The organism is Ferroplasma acidiphilum (assembly GCF_002078355.1).
Classification (GTDB): Archaea; Thermoplasmatota; Thermoplasmata; order Thermoplasmatales; family Thermoplasmataceae; genus Ferroplasma; species Ferroplasma acidiphilum.
Genome location: NZ_CP015363.1, coordinates 175,613 through 199,070, shown reverse-complemented (window position 1 = coordinate 199,070; position 23,458 = coordinate 175,613). Strand labels below are relative to the sequence as shown.

Below are 23,458 nucleotides of genomic sequence, written 5' to 3'. Positions count from 1 at the left end.
ATTATTTGGCTTTTTCCAGTTTTTTTGATTTTCTGGACGATTTAGACCTTTTCCATTTCGGTACCTTCACGGTATTTCTTCTTCCACTGGCAACAATCAAAAACACAGAAAACGCAACAGCTACAGCAGCGATATAATACACCCAGTCGTAATTAGGTGACTGGCCGTAATAGAATGTTGTGGTACTTTTCCCTGCTATGGTGATAACAGGATTATTTGTAGTAACTGTAAGTGTGTCTTTTCCCTTATATACCAGAGATGCCGGAACTGTTATATTGTCCTTATATGTTGAATTGCTTTTTATTTCATTTATATGGCTTATCCCGGCAACCACAGAAGATGTGCCATGGGATATGGTATATGTAACAGTTATGTTTGTGATCGGAACCGGGTCTGTATTCTTGATGGTTGAATTGAATATTACAGGAGCACTTACATTTATAAGTGATATGCTAGAAACGCTGCTAACAGTGCTTCCTGTAGAATTAACTGCAGTAGCATTTATAAATCCGTGTATATTTTCTATTTCTGAGGGAGCAGTGACCGGTATGGAGAAATTTCCAGTTTTAGAGTGCCCATAATAGAAAAGGGGTGATAAACCTGTATCGTTTTCCGCGCCAAGATATGCTGATAGTGAGTAATTATGGTATCCTGAAGTGAATTCCGTTACATTCAGGTAGAAAGTTTCGTTCTCATATACATAGGTTGGAACGGAAATACCCGGAGAGAACGAACTGGATGATGTCTCAGGTGAGTTGCCATGGGTATTGCTGCCCGAGGCTGCAGTGCCTGATAAGGCTATTAAAGCGAATACAGCTAAAAATAGTATTAATAGTTTATATCTCATTGATTTTTACCTCTTTTTCCTGGATCTTATTGATGAACCGATGACGCCGGCAAGGAGTGCAGCCACTATGATTCCAATTCCAATATATATGGTAATTGCTGGATTCTTATTATAATTACTTATTATATGGTCGCCGGATGAGCCTGTTCCAACAGTAGCTGATGGGAGCACAGGTGTAATAGTTTCATTCTGGTATGTTAATTTACCGTTTATTGTGGCATTTGTTTCAAATTCTATAGGTACTGAATGCAGTGTTCTTCCATTTATGCCATATGCAAGTATGTAAATGGTTACTGATTGCCCGGTTGATAGGGTTACGTTTGTAACATTTTTTCCATTCTCGGTTGCATATGCCACAATATCGTAATCTGATAAGAGTTTCGATGAATTGATAACGCCTAGATTTATTGTTAAAGCTGTGTTATTTGTATTCTTTATTGTAACAGGTATCATATTTAATGTTCCATTGACTTCAGCATATTTAGAATATGAAACATTATAGCTCGAACCTTTTTCAACATCAACAGTTATATTACCTATATAGTGTGATGTGCCGTTTATTAATGCCATAACATCTACTGTGTTGTTGCCTGCCTTAGCTATAGGGATAGTAATATTAACTACCACAGTTTTGTTTGCACCCATAGGTACAGTAAGATTATACGGGCTGAAAGATAATGCCCATGTTGAATTGCCTGAATAAAGATGCAGTGTGTCATTTGTAGTTCCCTTATTGTATACCTTTACTGTTGTTGTAACGTTCTCGCCTATATATCCTGTAACTGAAGGGTCCATAAGTATATATCTTGAAACATAGTCTTTATGCAGCGTTAATTGTTTATTGTCTGTATTATTAAGGAATATTGTCTGCGAAGCCGAGTAATTAACAGTAATGCCACTCTGAACTGTTGTGTTTGTAATTGTGAAGTTATAGGTCTCATTTCCCGGCAATATGATCGAGTTTGATTCACCTGTGGATGTTATATACATAGATGGGGATATTGGAGATCCGCCGGTAACTGTGAGCTGCGTTGGAACACTGGAATTAGTATTATTTAAACCTCCCAGAGTTACTTTATATGCAGGCATCAGAGATATATTATAGGTAAGATTTTTGAATGGCTGCAGTGTAACATTCTGGAAATAGGCATATTCATTTCCTCCAGCAGTAGTGTAGTTAGCGTATAGTCCGTAGGTACCGGGAACCAACTTTGTTAAATTGAATCCAGTAGAAGATGATGTAGTGTTATCAATCTGCTTACCGTTTTTCGTCAGTATTACGTTAACACCCGATACATTAGTTCCTTTTAAATAGACATTACCTGATATTTTGTCGTATACCTCTTTAGGAGTTAGATTGACTTTGAAGTTATGGACTGCTGCTCCAGGTGTAACGTTATTTGCAGGTGTACTGGTATTAACATATGTATATGCGCCGGTAGAGTTAGTGAAGTTCCCGCTTGAAGTTATAGTGAAATTAATATCTGGAAGCATAATTGTCAGGTTTTTGCTTGAACTGGTTGTAATTTCCATTGAGCCATTTTTGATATGATATGCGGCCGATATACTCAGGTTGTTTGTTATGCTCAGATTATACCCTGTATGGTATACCGGTGATAGACTCGTGTTCTTGTCAAGGGTAATTGTAGTCATATTCACAAGGGTTGCGTTTACGGAATACAGTGTGTATGTCCCTGCAGGCAGATGGTTAAGGCCTACATTAACACCCGTTGAATTGAACAGTGTCGTTCCGGAGCCTGTTATTGTTGTATTTGAATTCTTAAATGTGAAATACAGGTTCGAATTCTTCACAAAGGACTGGGAAGCTGAACTATTAACAACTGTTCCTGTGAGATCCGGAACTATGTATGCGCTGTTATTTGATACCTGTGTGTAGTACACACCCATAGCAATTTCCTTGCTGGCAACACCCTTAGTCATATTCAAAGTGTATGTGTTATAAAGACCAGTTAGTGTAATAGTGCCGGTATAGTTTGTGAGTTTTGAATCATTATACACTGACATTGATACAGAAACCATATTCTGCTTCGCATAATATATGGAGCTATTTATCGGAATAGTACTGTTATAGTAGTAAGGTGATTGTATCCCAACCGTGCTGGTATTATATCCATATACTTTTCCAGTTCCACCCGAGATTTCTGTATAGTAGTACGGTGTTGAATTATTGTAAACCAGCATGATCCCCTGGCTTACATATCCTATAGTATTGTTAGTTGAAGTCAATATTGAATGGCTGTCTGAATCTGTTAGGTTGATGTTTACACTAGTTGCCGTCGTGGATATATTGAAACCGGCCATTGTTTTGCCATTGTATGTACCTGTTCCGGCAAATGAATATTTAGCGCTTGGCAGGTATATTGTATATGGTATACTCGAATTTGCATAGTTGTAATCCAGCAATGTATAGTGCTGGCCTGTAGAATTTGCCGCTAATATTTCATATGTACCGCTGTAGTACTTTGTCGTATTCATAGTCGAACTAATTTTATATTTTACTGCTGGAGAATATGAAATATTCTGGACAGCATTTCCTGTTACATTTATGGTTTTAGCAAATACGCCGCCTGATGTATTGGTGGAATATATAGTATAAATGCCATAGGGCATCGATATATTATAGGCACCGCTAGCATTTGCAGTTACATTCTTGTAATCTGATATCTGACCATCAAAGTAGAAGGATATCTTAGCATACGGTGTAGCATTACCTGAAACCTTTGCGGTTAACTCAGGTGTGAGCGATACAGACTTCGATTTGCCCCATCCAGAAACTGTTGCAACTGATTTGTCCTCTGTTCCGTTTGCTTTGATGGTAATATTATAAGTCCCGGGATACACCCCAAATGTGTATGTTCCGGAGGATGAAGTGACCCCGGTGAGCTGATAGTTACCCGAAGTACTGTTTAAGTACGCGGTATACCCGGAGAGACCTGAACCGCTAACAGATGCGGTTACCTTAATGCTATCCATTTTAACTGTAAGATTGCTTAATTGCTGTGATTTGCCTGTGACCTGTAAAGTTGTAAAGTTTGTGTATGTTTTTCCATTAGAGGTTATTGTTGCATTGTATCCATATGGTATAACATTGCTCAAGGAGTACATGCCATTTGTTATAGGCGCTGTTACATTTATTCCATATGTAGAATTCGTTAATGTTATGGTTCCGGAATTTATTGAAGCGTGCGACGTCCCATTATCAACTGTTACATAGCCATATACTGAGTTCCTTGCCATATGCATATTCTGTGTAATATTGTAATTTCCTATTCTGTTTCCCTGATTCTGTGAAACTGCAACAGATTGTGTGCCTATTACGTTTGTACCGTTAAGAGTATCTGAATTCACTGAACCAGTGGAATATACAAGTGTATCATTTCCAGGCAATCCTGTTATCGAGTAATATCCTGTGCTGTTTGTGGTAACAACTTCATGTGGAATTCCATACTGGTCTTCTATTGTAACATGAACTCCGGCTATTCCGATACCGTTCGCATTCGTTATCTGCCCGTGTATTACTGCACCGGGATAGTAATTTATAATAGGATCTTCATTTCCTATCAAACTGGCTGGAAGAAGTACCTCTGTCCCCTTTCCCTCCTGCTGGTATTTATACGCAGTCTGAAGTGGTATCAGGGTCCAGCCAGGAGTTGAATTATTTGCATCCTTAGCTGGATTATATTCTGATGCATAGTATACCAGTTCAAAATTGCTCATATTGAATGCAGGGTATACATGTGTTACATTGTTTATGTTGGATTCCGGGAATCCGTATATTGTTTTGTATATGGTGGTATTGTAAAATGCGGATGTGTAGTTAAGAAGATAATTACTTACGGTGACACCGGTAGGCAGATTATTTAATGTATACTGAGCTCCTGTGTTTGTAACAGCTACTACATTATAGTAATTTGTAGGAACAACTTCACCATCAGCGGTATAAGACGGTGTGTCGGTAAGATATGCAGGTGCATAGAATATTCCAGGGTTGGAACCTGAAAATGGATACAGTGAATGGTCTACCTGTATATACGATATTGAAGATCCTGTGACTTTCTCCAATGCGCTATAGGCATTTACCAGTGTTGATAAATTGTATTTGGTTGAAAGTTGGCCCATTATAAGTGCATGTCTGGCATTATATGATGATGTAACATTTATCTGGTGGCCTCCGTATGCTGTCTCTGATAGAAGCGGTGTGTAAGAAGAATTCAATGGATTGCCGTACATATTTGCTATGGTATTTGTCTCATTGACGCCAAAATATTTATGCATTGTAGCAGTTATGCTTGCATTGAAATGCCCGTTGGAATACCCGCCGGGAGTCTGCAATACCCTTGAAATGAACAGAGAGATTTCCTGTGTTTGATTCTGTGCCAGTAGCATTTGCCCAGCACTTGCTATACCCTGCTGGAAATCATCAGCAACTGTGGGGTGTTGCCCTTGCTGTAACTCCTGGAACCCATAATCCCACCATGAAACATATGCAGGGCGATTTTCTATTGATTGATTTGTATTCTGCGTTGCAAGCCAGTTAAAAGAAGCTGCTATAGGCTGTGTTTTATTGTCTATTGCCAGTCCATAGTTTCCGAATGGATTGTTCGGCCTTATGCCCTTTGGAACTGTTGAATTTAGTATATGATTGTATGATGCAGCGTTGTTTTCAGGTACTGCTGCAGAAAATGCACCCATGCCTGAAGGAATAATCAATATTAAAACCACTATAACAGCAAATCCAATTGTCACTCCGCTTATATTCTTGCGCAGGGATTTTCTTCCTGAAACATGCCTGGACTTTTTTGTTGATTCGTTATGCCTTATTTTGTCAACAAAGTACATTATAAGGCCTCCGCCAAGTATTGCATATGCTGGAGCTGCAGTTATATTGAATCTTGCGGCCTCAAAGCTCATGAATATTGAGAATATAGCAAATATTATAACCAGTAAGGTAGCTTCTTTCTTTTCTTTCAGGAAGCGATAAATTATGAATGGCACACCTGCTATTCCCAGAAGGAAAAGTCCAGGGCCAAAATCTGATATATACTGGCCAAGTGCAGGGGCTGCTGCTTCAGCTATGGTTGAATATACCCTCGATTTTACGAAGTACCCATCACCCGTTATCAGTTCCTTGAGTATTGCTGGATTGGTTTTGCTTATAACGAATAATCCCGCTATAGTAACCAGAACAAGTGCTGGTATGGTTATGATCCATGGACGCCTTGCCACTATATTAATTAATATGCCAAATCCAATAATCATCAACCCCATTGCAAGGGGAGGCAAAAACCATGCATGGATCATGAAAGTCACGTCGTAATAGTAAAAGCCTATTGGAAAAGATGCAGCCACATATATTGTAGATATATATGTGAGGTAGCCTGTTGGCTTCTTTGTGAATAGATTATAAAGAAGCTGGACAGCAACGTATATGAGCAGTATAACTTCTATATACGGGAATCCCTGCCAGAATACTATAAGCCCCCCAAGGGAAACTGCAGACATAAGTGCATATATTGTTGCTATCTTGTTCTCTTCATAGTAGTTCTTAATTGAACTGAAATATGACCTTGTGTCTGTAAGTTTATTTATTATTACCCTCTTCTTTGCAGTAATAACCGCCATTTCAAAGAAGTATATGGATAAAAATGCGAATATAAGCTCAGGTGTATGTGCCCTCCCATCTGTAAGTATTCCGGATGTAAGGTTTCCTGGCATTATGGTAAACAGTACAGCAGCGAATAAACCTGCTTTCTTGCCGAATATCTGTTTTGTGATAAGATATACAGGTATGATTAAAAGCGCTCCGTAAAACGCATCAGATTCCATAAAAGCGTAATAAGCGCCCATTTTGACCCCAACAAATGGAGATAGAATATATCCTGCAAACACAATGCTCCACTGATAGAAAGGCGGCCTTGCATTAAATGTGCCAACAGGGTAATTTAGTAAAATGGTGTGTGTTAATTGCGTATGGGTACTCAGTATATACTGAACAATATAATAATTGAAGTAGGGATCACTTCCCCCCGATACATTCAGGTAATTGTCCTGAAATGCCAGTGACCATACAAAAAAATTGGACAGGAACATGTAAAGGGCAAGCAGGGCAATCAGGACTGGTACCTCTGGATGCCTGGCTATATTTTGTTTAAATCGATCTGTAATTTCCATAGATTAATTTCGATAATGAAATCTTAATATAAAAATTTACCTTATTTATTTAAGAATTCAGTATTTTTAATATGCCAGAATTTAGTATAGATTCAATAGCATAGCTTTAATTTTCCCTTTATATATGAATCAGGTACACCGCAGAACACTGTAAAATATTTTGCATCTTTCTGTGATCATAAGTCCTCTTATACTTTCCTGTATGTCGCTATTGGCCTGCCTGCATTACTGTTTGTATTTATTTGGTAACTATTCATTGACAAAATTATACATTTCATCGATTTTACGCCTTAGCCTTTTGTTTATAATACTGCAACATTTATTTATCATGTTCTGGAAGTTCGTTAATCCTGGCGTAATATTCAAACCTGATAGCCATATAAAACCGTGGTATAATTTTTCTTACCAGTATTACGATAAATGCAGAAATCATTATGAATCCTATTAAAAAGTAATTAATCACAGCATAATAACCGGTATTTCCTGAAAATGAAAGGATAAAAGCTATGGTAAGAATTATAGATGACAGGACAGGCATAAAAAATTTTTTTCTCCTGAATATTTTTATCAATGATATGTTGGAAATTATATGTATTATAATATAAACGAAACTGATTATTCCAGCTATGATGACAAAGGAATTGAAAAATCCCCCATAATATCCACTGAATATAGCAATGCCAGCAGAAGTCACAGATAAAATTGCTATCAACTTATTCCGGTTAAATTCACCTTTCAAATTAAAATCATGATAAAACTTTGGCACCATGTGGACAAATGCATTAAGGTATGACACACTTAAATTGAATGCACTCATGATGCCAAAAAATGAGAATAATATCAGGAATGGCGTTCCAAGCCTTGCCTGTACCAGCTCGGTGATATAAAATGAGTTGCTTTCATATGCACGGAGGCCTGCAAATCCAGCGAACATTAGCAATGCAAATGCCGAAACTGCCATTATTATCCCGGATATTGTAAAGGATAGAAATAAAGACTTTGGAGTGTTTATATGTGAACTCGCAGTCTGTTCTGAAATAAATATACTCGATCCACCGCCTGAGAATGCCAGTATGCCAAATATGACGCCGAAGAAGAATGGATTAAAGGAAAAATTTATCCCGGAAAATGAAAAACCTGGAGAGCGGTAGATTATAAATATTATACTCATTAAAATAATAAAGGCAATTTCAAGAAAACCGGCAATTAGAGTATAGGTTATCGATACTTTTAACCCCCTTGATACAACATAGTAAACCGTCCCTATAAATATAAGAAGGAGCACATACTTTAAAACCGGAGCAGTGAAGCCAGCCAGCTCCAGAATTGAATATGAAAATCCTGAAATGAACAGTGATATATTGGGAACGGTGAGTACAGAATATATAATATATAGCAGGAGAACAAAAAACCCTGCCCCCCTGCCAAGTGCATTGCCCACATATGAATAGTAACCGCCATTTGTAACATATATCCTGGAAAGGGAATATATTGTATATAATGTGAAATAGGAAAGCAGAAATGAAAAAATAACGACGAATGGAAGCATTGAACCAGAATATGCAGAGATAATTGAAAACAACGCGATGAAATCCAGCATAGGTCCGATGGATGTAAATGATTGCATCACTGCACCGCGGAGATTAACTGATTTCATGGTACGGAATTGCAATATGGTTAAAATTCTTATTTATTCATCTTAATTTATACTGTATAATAAGTATGTGGATTTTGCCTTAACCCACGAAAGTTATTTTTCTATAATGTTTCTTAGTTTGTCAAGATTTATTTCCATAAAGGCTACCGGATTTTGAATCCCGAAATCAACCAGAATTGAGGGGTCCATTTCTCCTATTATTCCCAGTGTTGTGTTTTCATAAACAATATCTCCTCCTCTACCTGATATAATTTCATTATAATTGCCCTGCAACACCTTTGCACCGGCATTTATTGTTCTTGCCAGCAAATATTCAAGCACAGCATAAATGTCTGAATAAGCTGCCTTCGAATTGTTGTACAATACACAGAGATGGCTTTCCTGATTTCCGGAAACAACAACCTGCCCTATTTCAAAAATTTTTAAAGGCAGTTTTCTCCGCTTATTAATTGCAAGAAGGCTTATTATGCCTGGATATAATTTATCTCTAATTACTGAGTATTCTAAACTTTTAGGGTTTGTGATTATTACATCTCCTGAGTATCCTGTTTTCCTGTAAAAATCTTCTGAATTCAGGATAAAGCTTCTGACTTCCTGGTAATTTATAGATGTTAATATTCCTTTAATTATATTCTCATCTTCGTTCGGTGTGTACGGAACACCGGTACCTGAAGTTTTCAGTGGCCTGGCTGGAATGCGACCATAGCCATATGCCTTTGCTATATCCTCTATTATGTCTACAGGCCCCATAACATCTATACGGTTTCCTGGAACGTCTACCCTGTAACCACCCGATGTTACTTCACATCTGTATCCCATTTTTCTCAGCAAAATTACAGTATTATCAGGTTCCAATCCCATAAGTTTTGTAATTTCTTTATGTGTAATTTCTACCTTTCTCCAGTCATAGTTAATTGTATTCCTATCAGCATCAGGTATAAGTACTTCATATCCAATATACGACATTTCATAGGCAAAGAGGTAAAACGCAGAAAGCACCGCATTATAGTCTGTTCCTGTTATATCAAAGAAAAGTTTTGATGTATTATTTCCAATTTTAGATTTCAGCCCATTTATTATGGGGGGCATTGACATTACATCTTCCTTGCTGTCAAGTATTACAGGCACCATTGTGTCCGATGAAATTAGCTGCCGGTACTGTTTTCCCTTATCATGCTTCTCCAGTATTTCTCTGGCTGTTCCATGGAAATTGTCATATGTTGTAAATTCTAAAGTTTTTTTATCCCGCATGGTAAACAGGAAGGGAGGTGAGATATTATCAAGGTCATGTATGCCTATAGCCATCTTTTTTCTTGATTTTCCAATAGTTTCGTGTAGTTTTTCCTGATAATCTATTATATGGCTATAATAATTTCCAAGTGGCTTTCCACGGGCGACAAAGGACATCACATAAGGCCTTTCAGATTTTACACTATTATCTACACGGATTAGTTTATCTGATTTTTCGAAGAGCGGCTTTATTCTATAATTGCCGTCATAAAATATTTTCATATTGGATTTTAATGCATAAAATGAGAAAAGATCTGGCCTGTCAGGATTAAATTCCAGCTTTACTTCATTATTTTCTTCTTCAATGGAATATCCTATAATCCCCGCAAAATCACTTAATTTTGAGTAATAATTGATACCGATTTCATGGATAAGGTCATCCTTGTTTTCCTTTATTACAACCATTGTAAACTGATACTAACAATTTATATAAATTTAGTTTTTTGTTTTTCCCTTTGCATATTCCCTCAATATGAATCGTATAAGGTCGTTCACAGATATGGCATTTCCATTGTTTACTTCCTCTTCAAGTTCTGTGTATATATTTCTTGGAAGTTTCAGGTCTACCTTGCTGGTAGCATTTTCCCTGTTTTTTGTTATAAATTCACTGATGGCTAAACGTATTGCCTCTGAAATACTGCTATATTGATTTTTTTCCACTATTTCCTGAAGTTGATTAATTAAATCTTCAGAAACTCTGATGGTAATTCTGTAAGGGACCGACATTTTAATGGATTAAATTAAAACCCGATATAAAGTTTTGCCATACTACTTTTAGAAACACCATAATGTACATTTTCCTATGTAACCGGTATTAATAAAAAGTATATGGTTCAGTAGGACAATAAAACATTAAAATTATACAACTCAACACACAAAGATTTATTAATATGCATTATATTCAAATTGTGGGCTTTGTGGCGTAGCCGCAAGAACAATTAACATGATAAAACCTTATTTACATGTAAGGGTAAAGTGTAGAAAGCTGGAGACCTTCAGGGAACAGGCACAAAAATAATATAACTCCCAGAGAGGGTAATGTGCATGGGAAGCATTGCCTGATAGCAAAGCCTTATCAAAAATTAGAGAGAAACAATGTATTATCTTATAAAATATGGATATGATGGAACATCATTTACGGGTTTTCAAAGGGGGAATGGTGAAAACAGTGTTGAGGATTCAATTATAAAAATACTGAAAAAATACGGTATTGGAAATAACATTGAAAGTGCAGCAAGAACTGATAGGTATGTATCGGCAAGGGGAAATGTTATGCTGGTTGACACAGATACAAATATAGGAAATGTCATGGGAATCCTGAACGCCAGAATTCCAGGAATGTTCTTTTATTCCTATTCGGCACTTGATAGCTATTTAAACCCCAGGCACAACTCCTTGAAGCAATATTCATATATTATAACTGAGAATATTGATATATCCCGGGTAATGGAAACGCTTGGAGAATTTGTGGGGCAGCATGATTTTGTAAATTTTTGTAAACTGGACAGTAGGAATACTGTAAGAACTATAAAATCAATAAATTATTCAACCCGCAATGGATTTTACATAATTAATATCCAGGGGCGTAGTTTTGTATGGCATCAGATACGGAGCATGATGGCTTTTGCACTTATGGGGAAAAAACACCCTTTCTCACTGGAAAACAAATTTACGTATCTGGCAAGCCCGGAGCCCCTGGTATTAATGGATATATCATATGATAATGTAACTTTCAAAAACTTCGATTTTAAACGCCATAACCATTATTTAATGGAAAAAGAAAAAATTACCAGGACAGGGTATATGCTTTATGATATTTTTGGGGAGAATTTAGATAAACAGTAATAGTATGCATATTATTCATGAAAAAATAAAAATAAAATTATATAGAAATAAGTTCTTATGTGCTTAATGATAACAGAACAGATATTCTTAAAGGACTCATACTTAAAGGAATGCGAGGGGAAGGTCCTTATGTGTGAATTTACAGATTTGACTGTGGACAAAACTATTTTTTTCCCTACTATGGATGGGCAGCAGAATGATAAGGGTGAAATAGTTATTGACGGAAAAACTTATGGAATAGTGGACGTGTGGACAGACGGGGACTATATTCACCTTATTTCTCTGGATACATATCCGGAGAATGTGGTTGGAAAAACAATTCAGCAGAAACTGGACTGGGATGTCAGGAGTATCCATATGAGATTCAGGACGGCCATGTTTATAATATCTGGATTGGCTTATAAGTTTTACAACGCCAAATCAAGAATAAGCCAGACATATGATGACAAAGCATGGGTTGATCTTTATATAGACAACATTACAGAAGACATAGTAAAAAATATCACTGAGGAAGCAAACAAAATAGTGAAGCAGAACATTCCCATAAAGATAGAATACATGAACAATAATGATTTTCCACGGGAAAAACAGAGAATGAGCTATTCCACGGGGACATTGCCAGATGATGAAGAACTGAGGGTCATAAACATTGCGGGGCTTCCATTGCAGTCTGATTATGGCCTCTATACGGCAACTACATCCGAAGTAGGCGAAATAGAAGTGGCCAGTTCAACCGTTAAAGGGAAAATAGATAAACGGCTTACAATAACTTTGAAATAAATTTATGCCTGCATAATTTATTTTTATAAATTTCTGGCAAAAATTTTTAATTATGCCTGTGAAACCGATAGGTTGAATTATGATTATTTTATATGATTTTAAATGGATGAACTGAATTTAATAAATAGACTGAACAGGGGCATTTCGTATATTGGAATTGCTATAGCTGTTCTTGGATTCTTTTTTACAATCCCTTTTCTTATCAAAGACATAAACTCAATAATAGGTGTTTCAGGTTCCTATTTTTACCTTCATATTACCGTTACTAGCAATCTGGCATATATATTTCTAATATCAGGCATTATTATAGTTCTGGCATCTTTCACACCATTCATTTATAACAGCACTAAATTTGCAAGTTTTGATATAAAAAATAATGAGTATTATTTCTCTGCACTTGCTGTTTACATGGCTTTGCTCGTATTTTCCTCTGTAATTATAGAAGTTTTTGATCCGTCAATAGCAGTTAGCCCGGTATCAAAAATGCCATTAGGGGAACAGAATTTTATCTATCTCATGAGTTCTGTTTTTCAGGTTCTCATATTTGAGTTTATACCTATTACAATATTAATTGCCATAATTCTGCTGGCTACAAAAAAGTTCAAATTTTCTTCGTTCCTGAATCCCTACGGTCATGTTAAAGAGTATCTGATAGTTTTTATGATATTGCCCGCAGCAGTAGCTGTCCTAATTACAAATTATAATATTTATGATTCCATTCTAATTTACCTTTCAACACTGGCACTCAGCTTTATTTATATAAGATATGGATTATTAAGATCAGTCTTTGCCAGTTTCGTTTCCTCGTTCATTGAATTTGCACTTACTGCCTTTGCCGGCAATGTTATAGTATCATCGATCACTTCAGTTTTCATATTTATATGGGCATTTCTCGGGCTTTACACTGTGACTTTTTATATTGTAGATAGAAATAGAAAAGCCTCCCGGGAAAGAGGCACGGATGAACCGGCACAATCTGGAGAACCCAATACGGCAGCGAAAATTCAGCCAAGGATCAAAACACCACCTGATGAGCTCTGGATAAGAAGTGCATGCCCCAATTGTGGAAACGTGGAATACAGGATAGGGCCAGATATGTCCCTTGAATGCACAAAATGTGGCCAGAAACTGGATAAAGATTACACAGGGCCATATAATATAATTATTAACAATATTATAGGAAGAAGGCAACCATAAATAGGAAACAGGTATTATTTTATATCACAATATTGTTATATTTCTGTGCTACAATATATTTATAGATAACATTTTTATCGTTTTCCGTGGCAGATAATTTAAAAAGAAATATTCTTGGAACAAACAGGCTTGTATGGCAGGGCTGGGGAATGACTGCTCCCGCCGCTGATATAGCGTATCTCCTTGGAGGTATAGCACTGGTAGCTCTGGGCGCAACTCCACTATCAATACTGGTGGGTTTTCTTATATATTTAACTATATTGAATACTTCCTACAGGTTTTCCAGCAAGTATGTTTCCGCAGGGAGTGATTTTACCTATGTGGGAAAGAGTATAGGGGGATTCATGGCAACATTCGAAGGGTGGAATTTGCTTTTCGGAACAATATTTGCTTATGCGGGGTTTGGCATGCTTGGACTTGCTGGATTTTTTGGCATATTTGATAGTAAAATCTTGACCGGAGGATTATGGATTCCCATAGTACTTGCATTGAATGTTATAACCTTTATAATACTCTATAAGGGAATCCGGTTTTCCACAAATTACCAGATAATAACCGGGATCGCAGAATTCATCATTCTTATAGCCGGGGGAATAGGCCTTGTTATACTTGCAGGGAAGAATAATACGCTTGCGGTTTTTTCGCCGTTTATTGCCAGTGGCGGGATCATAGGATTCGCACATTCCCTTACCCTGTCCGTGGTAACATTTATAGGGTTATCTATAGCATTAACTGCAATTTCTGAAGAAGCACATATACCGAAAAAAACGGTTCCAAAATCATTATTAATTTCCTCAATTATAATAGGCGTTACTATAGTATTCTTATCATATGCTATGACAGTTGCATGGGGGCCATCTAGAATGCTTTCCTTTGGAAATTCTGTGGATAACGGGTTAGTCCTTTTCAGAGAGTTGAGCCCAATAATGTTCGGGCTTCTCTTCATATTTACTGTCAATAGCTTCATGGGAAACAATATATCCATGGGAACTTCCATGACACGGATATTTTACGCATTTTCCAGAGATAATATAATTTTCCCCGGAATATTTTCCCGCACTGACAAAAATGGAACTCCTGTTTATACAACAATTTTCATTCTGGCTATATCCGTATTCCTGTGCATGGTATTCGGAATATATTTTGGCCCCATAGATGGAGGCTACGTGCTTTTGTTTGCCGATGCATTTTTCTCATTCCTGATCAGATCCATATCTTCTTCAAGTCTTATAATTTCAACATTTAAGGCAGGGAAAATTAACAAAAAAACCCTCACCGGATATTTGATTGCACCTGTAATTTCAATAGTTGCCCTTATAGCTGTACTGGCATCAAATTTCTTCCCCCTTCCTGCATATCCATATAACTTTGCATCAGTGCTGGGAATCGTAATAATAGTAGTTGTACTTGCAATTACATTAATTACATGGATAAAGAGACCTGACACTGTCAAAAATGCAGGTTCCACAACAGTAGAAGAAACGCCCGCAGATGCAGTGGATTAATAACTGCCACTGGATAAATTACTTTATAGGGTGTCTCACATTTCATAAAATATCAGACAGATGTCGAACATTATTAACAAAAAAACAATAATGGGATATGCCCTCACAGCAAATCCCATTGATTATGGAAATCATAGATAATATTGTTTCGCCTGATGACAGGAAAAGAAAGTACACAGATAGACAGATATTGAAGGTGCTGATAGTTTTACAGATTTTCAATATATCTTATAGATCAGCCAGAATATTCCTCACCAACCATGAGGAATATATAAGAATGGCTGGCCTTAACGAGATACCAAGCTTCCAGACACTTTCAAGGAGAGCCAGAATGATAGACCTCCATGCAGTAAACAACGAAATTACCTATCTTTATTCAATAGAATCAATAGCTGCAATAGATTCCTTTATAATACATACATGCAAGCATTCAACAGCAATGAGAAGAAAGGCATGGAATAATTACAAAGATCCAGTATCAGGATGGTCAAAGACAACAAAGGGATGGTCATATGGTAGAAAATGCCATATGGCAATTGATGTTGATTCCCTCATTATAATGGAATGGATGGTAACAAAGGGAAATATGCATGATTCCCATGTGTCGCATGATATGGTGGATTCTGTTAGAGATTTCTCATATGTTCTTGCAGATTCAGCTTATGATGCATCTGACATATACGATTATATATTTGAAAATACACATGCTCTACCTGTAATTGATACCAATAGGAGAAGAGGGATAGTAGATAATAGGTTGCCATTAAACAGGAAAATAGGCATTGACATGAGAAAAGAATATGCTTCAATGTATCCTCTTAGATGGGAAATAGAGCGTACCTTCAGCATACTTGAAGAAATACTGAAGTGTGAGAATATCTGGTACACTGTGAACAGGGATTATGATACTGCAATAGGCCTGAAAACAATTGCATACAATCTCATGATAATATCAAACATGGAACTGGGAGAAAAACCGAGGGAGATAATGAAAATCGTCAATTGTTAAAATGTGAGACGCCCTATTACTTTAGTTTAATAATCAAATAGCAATATTTTTTTGAATTCCTGGATGGAGCTATAAAATTTTTTACCGGATATTTTCGTAAATGTTTTTATACGCGCATGAATTCATGAATAGATTATTATGGTAACTAAACCAGCAAGAATGTATTCAAAGATTTCAGGCCCAGCATATACGAGAAAGGAGTTTATGGGCGGGGTTCCTTACCCCAAGATTACCACATTCGTACAGGGTAACCAGAAAAGGGAATTTGAAATTGAAATGCAATTAGTAGCAGAAGAAGCGTGCCAGATAAGGCATACAGCCCTGGAAGCTGCAAGAATTTCTATTAACAGGAAATTACTTGAAAACGTGGGAGCTGGAAATTATTTCCTTCATATACGCGTGTACCCGCACCAGGTAATCCGTGAACATAAAATGGCTACCGGAGCAGGTGCTGATAGGATATCCAGTGGTATGAGAATGGCTTTTGGAAAACCGGTAGGAACAGCCGCAAGAGTCCATATTGGAGAAATTATTATGGTTGGGAAGGTAGACAGAGCCAGCGCTAAAACCATGAAAGATGCTTTAAAGAAAGCTTCCATAAAATTGCCTACACCATGCAAGGTAATAATAACAAAGGGAAAAGAAATAACTTCAAAAATGGGATTATAAATTTATTTTTTTAGAGCCTTTTCACGGCTCGCTATAAAATCCTGAATTAATTTTGCAGCAAGCATTGATGTATTGCCATTATCGTATAGTGGCGTCATTTCATTTATATCAAAACCAATTATTCTATCTGATATTGATGTTAATATGCTGCGAACATCATATGATGTAAGCCCGTATGGCTCTGGAGTTCCAACGCCAGGTGCATATGCCGGGTCGAAACCATCCATATCAATGGAGAAATAAACCCTATCCGATGTTTTTTCCATAACTTCGCTTATAACTTCATCTATGCCTGATGCACGGACCTCATTTGCTGAGATGAATCTAACATTTTCATATTCTCCTGAAGCTATTTCCTCGTATGATGTTGACCTTGTCCCTATTGAGATTATTTTGTTTTTACCCAGGAGTTCAAGAGCCCTTCTTGTAACACATGCATGGTTATTCTTATTGCCCATATATGAATCCCTGAAATCAGAATGGGCGTCAATAATTACCATTGTAATATCTTTAAGGTTGCGCAGTGCACCTACTGTAAGGGAGTGCTCACCACCAAGCATTACCGGTATTTTCTTGTCGTGGAATATTGTAGCAGTGGCCGTTTCAATCTCACTGAGTATATAATCAACATCCTCATAAACCGGGAGGTCCCCAAGGTCACATATTTTTGCATCGAGAAGGTTTATACCATAATTTACCTCATATGATTCGAGATTATCATAGGCAGCCCGTATGGAATTGGGTGCCAGCCTGGAACCTCTCCTGTAACTGGACGTATTATCGAATGGGGCCCCGAATATCACATAATCTGCATCTTCATAGCTGGCCAGCGCGTCAGCAATTTTTAGATTGGAAAACTGCGACATTAATTCTGCAGCATTATTTTCCTTTTTCCCATAGCTTCCCAATATGGCACCTCCATTCCCGGTTTTAATTTATCCTGATCTTCTGGCTCTATTGGCAAAATAAATGTTTCAAAACTTTCAGAATCCATCATCTGTGCTTCATTATTTGCAATAGAAAGTATCTGTGCATTCTTTTTAACTATTATAGGAACCTTGATTTTATGTTTCACTGGGTAAACAACACTGTGCTTCTGCCCATCAAATACTCCTATGGCGACAATTCGCCCTTTTGCTTCACCGTGTTTACCTGGTTTTGACATTGTAATATCAACTATTTTACAGGGTGAATCATCTATTAACATGTATCTTCCTACTTTTAATTCCCTAACTTCAGCTTCTGTCCAGCTCATATCTTATCCTTTGGTTAATATTTTAAGCCTTTATATATTTTTATATCCATATGGTTATTTAGCATTGCATTCTGATATGGAAATAAAGTAGAAAGAATTAAAAGCTGCGCCTCATGTGTTTTATTTGGTAGATAATAGGGTTTTCATCACCACCCGTTATATATTTACAATTAATGCAGGTAAATAGTATAAATAACTGGCCTGCTTTGCAGGGTTCTATATACTTTTAAGATTTTGAAAATAGTTCCGTATGACCGGAATTATAAATAATTTAATCCACTGAAAAAAGACACTCCTGTTTTGCTAGAATCCTTCTTCATGATTATTTTTCCGTTTACCATTACCTGTTCCACATTCCCGGAATTTGCCGAAAATACAATGTTATTCACTATGTTAGAATCTGTATATGGCATTGTATTGTATTGCTCCATATCAAGCACAATAAGGTCTGCAAGGTATCCTTCTTTTATTATTCCGATTGGTGCGTGCAATGCCATGCCTGCGTTCCTGGTTGCCATATCCAGTATCTGCTGTGATTTTACCGTATCAGCTGACCACCGGTCATTGTTAATTGATATTGCTGAATATTTCATTTCTTCGAACATGTTTAATGAGTTATTGCTTCCTGAACTATCTGTACCAAGAGAGATATTAACGCTGTTGGAAAGCAATTCAGGAACAGGTGCTATTCCGCCGGATGCCAGTTTGGCATTGCTTATAGAATTCCATGAAACAGATGTATTATATTTTGAAAGCAGTTTAATTTCGTTTAATGTAATCCATACACAGTGTGCAGCAATGAGCTTATCAGACAGGAAACCTATGGAACCCAGATGCTCTACAGGCCGCTCATTATGGGTTTTTACAAAATCATATACCTCCTTTCTGGTTTCTGAAAGGTGTGTGTGCACCATAACATTGTACTTTTCAGAAAGTTCTTTCACCCTGAAATAGTTCTCATCTGATGAAACATATATGCCCTGAATTCCTGCCATAGGGGTAACTGTGTCAGGATGCTTTTTCTTTATGAAAGATTCTGCATTTTTAACGGGGTCTCCTTTCTGGGTGGTAAACTCCTGATCAAGCGTTGCCCAGGCAAGAAAGCCGCGCATTCCGGTTTTTTCTACTGCTTTTTCAATTACATCCTCAGAATAATATAAATCAACAAATGAGGTTATTCCGGAGTTGATCATTTCATTCATGCCCAGCAGGCTTGAGTTGTATATTCCTTCTTCTGTCCTCTGTGAATCAAGTTTTGATGTTTTATCAAGAAATTCGGAAAGAACCATATCATCAAGCAAACCCTTAAATCCACTCATCCCCACATGTGTGTGAGTATTTATGAACCCGGGCAGGATAACTTTGCCGGTGGCATCTATTTCATTGTCATGTGGAAGCTCTTCACTGCCAATATATGTTATTTTATTGCCATCTACAAGTATGTTGGCGTGCAGTATATCTCTGTTGTCGTTTTCAGTGATTATTGTTCCATTCCTGATCAGAATACTCATAGGGGATAATTTCAATATTATTAATAATCCTTTATTAAGAATAAATATTACTTTTTAACTCCTGACCTGACCTTTACAGCAGCTCCATGATCCATATCTACCATAGCCCTGGATGGCATTAATGCTGTGCCGGTGCCACGCAATTCATTTCCATATGTCATTACCACCTCATCGAAGGCCTTTATGTCCGTGGTGGCGTCGCGTATTCCCATAGCGTATACACTGGATGTGGGGTTAAAATCTTCAATTGAAACATTAAACTTATTGTTCTCCATGAAAAATTTGCCCGATTCATGGGTAATTGAAAAACGGCCAATAGATTCGTTATACACAAAAAGTATTTTGCCATCTTCAACAAGCATATCCTGATGAAAGCTATTTATCAGCTTTATCTTGGAAAGGTATGGCATGATCCATTCACCAAACTGAAATCTCAATATTGCCCGGTAATCGTCCAGCTTCTTTGCATACTCACTATCACCCGTTATTGTATCCTTTAAAACGGATGCCAGTTTCGCAATGTTGCCATCATCAGTAACCCTTCCCTCTATTATCTTTGAGTTTTCCGGAAGTGATTCCCGGATAAAATCCAGGTCTTCCGGTATGTATGCTATTATTTCTGAATAATTATTTTTCTTCATATAACTGGAAATGAGGTTTTTCATCATGACTTTTTCATCCTCATACCATGTGCCGATTACCGGAATATCATAAAATCTGGCAGGATACCCATTTTCCAGTTCACGTGGTACAAGCCCGACAGGTGATGTTACTATCAGCTCATGGAGATATCTTCTATATTGCCAGATGCCTGCAAGTATTTTTTTATGGGTTTTTGAATCTGAATATGGCTTTTTTGCTGAGCAGGGGAGCAGAAGTGCAATGTTCCTGTGTTCCGGTTTTGTATATTCTGCTATTTTATTCCTGTAATAAGCTATATCAGGCCTGTTTAATGATTCGATTGAATTAGCCTGGATATATGGGGTCCTTGAAGGAAATACCTGGGAAAACTCATTATAATATTTTGTATCTGCTATTCTTAAAATTTCAAGGGCTTTCCCTGATATTGCAATTTTTTCAACAATTTCACGCAATGTGCCATCTCTGGTAGCCAGAAAAATTGAGTCCAGGATGGATTCAGCGAATTTTATATTTTCTTCCAGCGGATTATAATCAACCTTTGTTTTACCGGCAACAGTATATTTTAAATTCTCCTGGCTTTCTTTCCTTATATACAGGTCATCAAAAATATTGATTCCTAGATATGAGAGTACAGGCAGGAGGTAGGGGTCAGAAATTCCCTGTAGATAAAACATTTTTTTAAACCCATATTTCTTCCTTAATTCCATTATAAATGCAATAAGGCGGGCTGGCCTCTGTATAAGTTCCAGGCCATTGTATATTATAACCATTTCATTTCCTTCGATAACTTTTTCACCGCCGAGGAAAGAGGGGTAATATATCTTCCTGGAAAATTTCTCTCCGAGAATTTCTATACTGTCCTTATCGTTTTTATAATCATTTGAAAATGTGTTAATTAAAAGTGGGAATCTTCTGCCATTTCTGTACCCTGCCCATGTAAATCCCATTACATATTGCTTATCGTTTATCTTTTCAGACATAGGGTGTTATTAAAACAGATTATATATACTTTAGAAATTATTTTGTGGTAATTCTTACCACGTTGCTTCCACGTATAATGACTTTTCCAATTTTTCTCTGGACTTCACCATTTTCCTCTGCATCATCCAGAGTCATATTCATGTACTCATCATACCCTGCAAGTATCCCTACAAGTGACCTGTTGTCCTTCAATAAGAGCGTAACTTTTTTATTTAAATTTTCTTCAAGCATTTTCATCGGTAATGTTGCCATTTTATTCACCTAATTATATTCATCCTCGTCGCTAAACTGGTCATCATGATCCATCATGACCTTTATCAATCCGCCCAGAAGCTCCTTCATACTATCTATTTCCTTTCTCATGTCTTTAACTTCTCTTGAAAGCTCCTGAACATTTTTTGTTTTATCGGCTTCTTTCATAATTAACACCTGATATATTTATATTGCCATAATCCTGGGCAATTTTCCTCTGCTCTATTCTACCACAATTTCTGCAATACAGTTTTCCGTTATCTGCAATGAGTTCACTCCTGCATACGGTGCATCTGCCCTTAAGTACACCAAGCCCGGATTCAAATATAGTGGCATAAAGTGGCCTTGTGCTTACTATTTTTGCCCTTAATATATCTCCAAGTGTAACAATATGGGAATACATTGTTTTGTTTGGAATCGGCAATTTGAGCCTTGCTTCTGTGGCCACAGGGACTATTGCCTTTCCCTTATCAACTCCAGAAACCAGTATTACTGCTTCCTTGTTAAGAATTTTTATTATTTTTCCATATACAATATCATATCTTCTTATAACTACTGCCTGTTTTTGTGTATCAACAGATATTACAAGTGATTTATCATCCCTTGATACTTTTCCGAAAGCGGTGGCTATGATATTTCCGTCTATATCCTGTGTATTTCTACCTGAGAGGTATTCTTCCTCCTTTGCTATCACGTCGCCCGGAAATACTATGTCATTAACCTGTTCCATTTAATTACCTCTGTCATATTTTGCATTATACAATTGAATTCCACTGTATATGTATTCTATGATTTTATATTAAGTAATTCATTTATTATTAATTTTTTGATTAGCACAATCAGAAAAAACGGAATAAATTTAATACACGCAACAGATTCAATATTATAACAAGAATAAATACAAATGTAAGATAGGGGGCAGTATAGACAAATAGCCGGAAAGATGTCTTTCTATCAGGTTTTTTTATAAAATTATATGAGAATATTATTATTGGAATCGATAGAATTGCAACCGGTATTAGATATACCAGATTGTAAAGCCCCAGAAAATATGGTGTCAGTGAAAATACTATCAGCAACAGGGATGAAAATGAGATTGCAATAGCGGTTGACCTGTCTGAGTGGGTAACGGGGAACATAGGCACATTAGCTTTTTTATAGTCCTCCCTGTATCTATAGGCGAGGCTCCAGACATGTACCGGAATCCAGAACATGACCAGGAGGAACAATACCCACGGAAGCCAGGAAAAAGTGGATGTCACTGCATACCAGCCTATAAGTACCGGAAAAGCTCCTGAAAACCCCCCGTATATGATACTGTATGATGAAATCTTCTTGAGAAGGTAGCTGTAAATAAAAACATTATCTACTATGCCAATTGCCATGAAAAGTGATGCTATAAACCTTCCAAATACAAGTAGGATTAACACAGAGAATATGGCAAGTGAATAACCGAATATAAGTGCCCCCTTCATGGTGATCTTTCCACTTGGAAGCGGCCTGTTTCTGGTTCTTTCCATTGTCGTATCCATTTCAAGGTCTATATAATTGGTTAAGCCTTCAGCACCCATAGACCCTGCTGTTATAGCAACAATTGCAACAATTACCATCAATATATTTGTTAATGAAAAATGATTAATCGCCAGTATAGCCCCACCAAAGCCAATAAAAACAAGAAGCCACCATACCCGTGGTTTGGAGTATTCAATGTATAAAGCTATTTTACCGGACATTTACTTCTCATATGTATGTTAATCCTAAATAAATATATTAGGTGCTAAGGAAAACTAATATATATTCTGGAAATTGTCTTTAATGAGTGAGTT

General features: G+C 36.9%; 19 protein-coding genes. 6 read left to right on the top strand and 13 right to left on the bottom strand.

Translation table 11 applies throughout. The features are described from left to right. Position 1: 1 nt before the first annotated feature. The 5 genes from fad_RS01155 to fad_RS01135 form a co-directional block, all read right to left on the bottom strand. Positions 2 to 847 (bottom strand): hypothetical protein, encoded by an 846-nt coding sequence (locus fad_RS01155; RefSeq protein WP_009887244.1) that lies wholly within the window; start codon positions 845 to 847, stop codon positions 2 to 4. A gap of 6 nt (positions 848 to 853) precedes the next feature. Beyond that, positions 854 to 7,039: a glycosyltransferase family 39 protein gene (locus tag fad_RS01150; protein WP_009887243.1), complete on the bottom strand. Its 6,186-nt coding sequence runs from the start codon at positions 7,037 to 7,039 to the stop codon at positions 854 to 856. A 319-nt stretch (positions 7,040 to 7,358) separates the two neighbouring features. Beyond that, positions 7,359 to 8,696: an APC family permease gene (locus tag fad_RS01145; RefSeq protein WP_009887242.1), complete on the bottom strand. Its 1,338-nt coding sequence runs from the start codon at positions 8,694 to 8,696 to the stop codon at positions 7,359 to 7,361. 93 nt (positions 8,697 to 8,789) lie between these two features. Continuing rightward, on the bottom strand, positions 8,790 to 10,391 hold the full coding sequence (gene pheT / locus fad_RS01140; protein WP_081141424.1) for a phenylalanine--tRNA ligase subunit beta: 1,602 nt from the start codon (positions 10,389 to 10,391) through the stop codon (positions 8,790 to 8,792). Between the two features lie 30 nt (positions 10,392 to 10,421). Beyond that, positions 10,422 to 10,712: a ribbon-helix-helix domain-containing protein gene (locus fad_RS01135; protein WP_009887240.1), complete on the bottom strand. Its 291-nt coding sequence runs from the start codon at positions 10,710 to 10,712 to the stop codon at positions 10,422 to 10,424. Positions 10,713 to 11,081: 369 nt separating this feature from the next. Between fad_RS01135 and fad_RS01130 the strand changes: the two genes are divergently transcribed. The 6 genes from fad_RS01130 to fad_RS01105 all read left to right on the top strand — a co-directional run bounded on the left by fad_RS01130 (position 11,082) and on the right by fad_RS01105 (position 16,991). Beyond that, positions 11,082 to 11,831: a pseudouridine synthase family protein gene (locus fad_RS01130; RefSeq protein ID WP_081141422.1), complete on the top strand. Its 750-nt coding sequence runs from the start codon at positions 11,082 to 11,084 to the stop codon at positions 11,829 to 11,831. Between the two features lie 66 nt (positions 11,832 to 11,897). Then, positions 11,898 to 12,611, top strand: a complete 714-nt coding sequence (locus fad_RS01125) for an alanyl-tRNA editing protein (RefSeq protein ID WP_009887238.1) — start codon at positions 11,898 to 11,900, stop codon at positions 12,609 to 12,611. Between the two features lie 102 nt (positions 12,612 to 12,713). Next, entirely contained in the window at positions 12,714 to 13,808 is a 1,095-nt protein-coding gene (locus tag fad_RS01120; protein WP_009887237.1) for a hypothetical protein, read from the top strand. Positions 13,809 to 13,894: 86 nt separating this feature from the next. Further along, positions 13,895 to 15,313, top strand: a complete 1,419-nt coding sequence (locus fad_RS01115) for an APC family permease (protein ID WP_081141421.1) — start codon at positions 13,895 to 13,897, stop codon at positions 15,311 to 15,313. Between the two features lie 97 nt (positions 15,314 to 15,410). After that, complete coding sequence (locus fad_RS01110) at positions 15,411 to 16,322, top strand: transposase (protein WP_081141419.1); 912 nt, start codon at positions 15,411 to 15,413, stop codon at positions 16,320 to 16,322. A gap of 138 nt (positions 16,323 to 16,460) precedes the next feature. After that, on the top strand, positions 16,461 to 16,991 hold the full coding sequence (locus fad_RS01105) for a 50S ribosomal protein L16 (protein ID WP_019841616.1): 531 nt from the start codon (positions 16,461 to 16,463) through the stop codon (positions 16,989 to 16,991). Between the two features lie 2 nt (positions 16,992 to 16,993). Here fad_RS01105 and speB read toward each other — a convergent pair whose 3' ends face one another. From speB to fad_RS01070, 8 genes are all read right to left on the bottom strand, one after another. After that, positions 16,994 to 17,899, bottom strand: coding sequence for an agmatinase (gene speB, locus fad_RS01100; protein WP_009887234.1), 906 nt, complete (start codon positions 17,897 to 17,899; stop codon positions 16,994 to 16,996). Further along, positions 17,857 to 18,246: a translation initiation factor IF-5A gene (locus fad_RS01095; RefSeq protein WP_009887233.1), complete on the bottom strand. Its 390-nt coding sequence runs from the start codon at positions 18,244 to 18,246 to the stop codon at positions 17,857 to 17,859. Before fad_RS01095 ends, speB begins: the two co-directional genes overlap by 43 nt. 260 nt (positions 18,247 to 18,506) lie before the next feature. Next, positions 18,507 to 19,757, bottom strand: a complete 1,251-nt coding sequence (locus fad_RS01090; RefSeq protein WP_081141418.1) for an amidohydrolase family protein — start codon at positions 19,755 to 19,757, stop codon at positions 18,507 to 18,509. Positions 19,758 to 19,804: 47 nt separating this feature from the next. Continuing rightward, a complete protein-coding gene (locus fad_RS01085; RefSeq protein ID WP_081141416.1) occupies positions 19,805 to 21,379 on the bottom strand; it encodes a DUF5591 domain-containing protein in 1,575 nt (524 codons plus the stop codon). Between the two features lie 37 nt (positions 21,380 to 21,416). Further along, positions 21,417 to 21,632 carry an LSM domain-containing protein gene (locus tag fad_RS01080; protein ID WP_081143134.1) on the bottom strand — a complete coding sequence of 72 codons (216 nt, stop codon included), beginning with the start codon at positions 21,630 to 21,632 and terminating at the stop codon, positions 21,417 to 21,419. A 9-nt stretch (positions 21,633 to 21,641) separates the two neighbouring features. Further along, positions 21,642 to 21,800 carry a hypothetical protein gene (locus tag fad_RS09370; protein WP_171481739.1) on the bottom strand — a complete coding sequence of 53 codons (159 nt, stop codon included), beginning with the start codon at positions 21,798 to 21,800 and terminating at the stop codon, positions 21,642 to 21,644. Further along, positions 21,784 to 22,362 carry an exosome complex RNA-binding protein Csl4 gene (locus fad_RS01075; protein ID WP_081141415.1) on the bottom strand — a complete coding sequence of 193 codons (579 nt, stop codon included), beginning with the start codon at positions 22,360 to 22,362 and terminating at the stop codon, positions 21,784 to 21,786. The genes fad_RS09370 and fad_RS01075 overlap by 17 nt, the downstream gene beginning before the upstream one ends. A gap of 109 nt (positions 22,363 to 22,471) precedes the next feature. Then, complete coding sequence (locus tag fad_RS01070; RefSeq protein ID WP_081141413.1) at positions 22,472 to 23,365, bottom strand: heme o synthase; 894 nt, start codon at positions 23,363 to 23,365, stop codon at positions 22,472 to 22,474. Between the last annotated feature and the right edge of the window lie 93 nt (positions 23,366 to 23,458).

What these genes read in the sequence shown, in the direction of transcription:
- fad_RS01155 (WP_009887244.1), bottom strand. Translation starts at nt 847, where the DNA reads ATGAGATATAAACTATTAATACTATTTTTAGCTGTATTCGCTTTAATA.
- fad_RS01150 (WP_009887243.1), bottom strand. Translation starts at nt 7,039, where the DNA reads ATGGAAATTACAGATCGATTTAAACAAAATATAGCCAGGCATCCAGAG.
- fad_RS01145 (WP_009887242.1), bottom strand. Translation starts at nt 8,696, where the DNA reads ATGAAATCAGTTAATCTCCGCGGTGCAGTGATGCAATCATTTACATCC.
- pheT (WP_081141424.1), bottom strand. Translation starts at nt 10,391, where the DNA reads ATGGTTGTAATAAAGGAAAACAAGGATGACCTTATCCATGAAATCGGT.
- fad_RS01135 (WP_009887240.1), bottom strand. Translation starts at nt 10,712, where the DNA reads ATGTCGGTCCCTTACAGAATTACCATCAGAGTTTCTGAAGATTTAATT.
- fad_RS01130 (WP_081141422.1), top strand. Translation starts at nt 11,082, where the DNA reads ATGTATTATCTTATAAAATATGGATATGATGGAACATCATTTACGGGT.
- fad_RS01125 (WP_009887238.1), top strand. Translation starts at nt 11,898, where the DNA reads ATGATAACAGAACAGATATTCTTAAAGGACTCATACTTAAAGGAATGC.
- fad_RS01120 (WP_009887237.1), top strand. Translation starts at nt 12,714, where the DNA reads ATGGATGAACTGAATTTAATAAATAGACTGAACAGGGGCATTTCGTAT.
- fad_RS01110 (WP_081141419.1), top strand. Translation starts at nt 15,411, where the DNA reads ATGCCCTCACAGCAAATCCCATTGATTATGGAAATCATAGATAATATT.
- fad_RS01105 (WP_019841616.1), top strand. Translation starts at nt 16,461, where the DNA reads ATGGTAACTAAACCAGCAAGAATGTATTCAAAGATTTCAGGCCCAGCA.
- fad_RS01095 (WP_009887233.1), bottom strand. Translation starts at nt 18,246, where the DNA reads ATGAGCTGGACAGAAGCTGAAGTTAGGGAATTAAAAGTAGGAAGATAC.
- fad_RS01090 (WP_081141418.1), bottom strand. Translation starts at nt 19,757, where the DNA reads ATGAGTATTCTGATCAGGAATGGAACAATAATCACTGAAAACGACAAC.
- fad_RS01085 (WP_081141416.1), bottom strand. Translation starts at nt 21,379, where the DNA reads ATGTCTGAAAAGATAAACGATAAGCAATATGTAATGGGATTTACATGG.
- fad_RS01080 (WP_081143134.1), bottom strand. Translation starts at nt 21,632, where the DNA reads ATGGCAACATTACCGATGAAAATGCTTGAAGAAAATTTAAATAAAAAA.
- fad_RS09370 (WP_171481739.1), bottom strand. Translation starts at nt 21,800, where the DNA reads ATGAAAGAAGCCGATAAAACAAAAAATGTTCAGGAGCTTTCAAGAGAA.
- fad_RS01075 (WP_081141415.1), bottom strand. Translation starts at nt 22,362, where the DNA reads ATGGAACAGGTTAATGACATAGTATTTCCGGGCGACGTGATAGCAAAG.
- fad_RS01070 (WP_081141413.1), bottom strand. Translation starts at nt 23,365, where the DNA reads ATGTCCGGTAAAATAGCTTTATACATTGAATACTCCAAACCACGGGTA.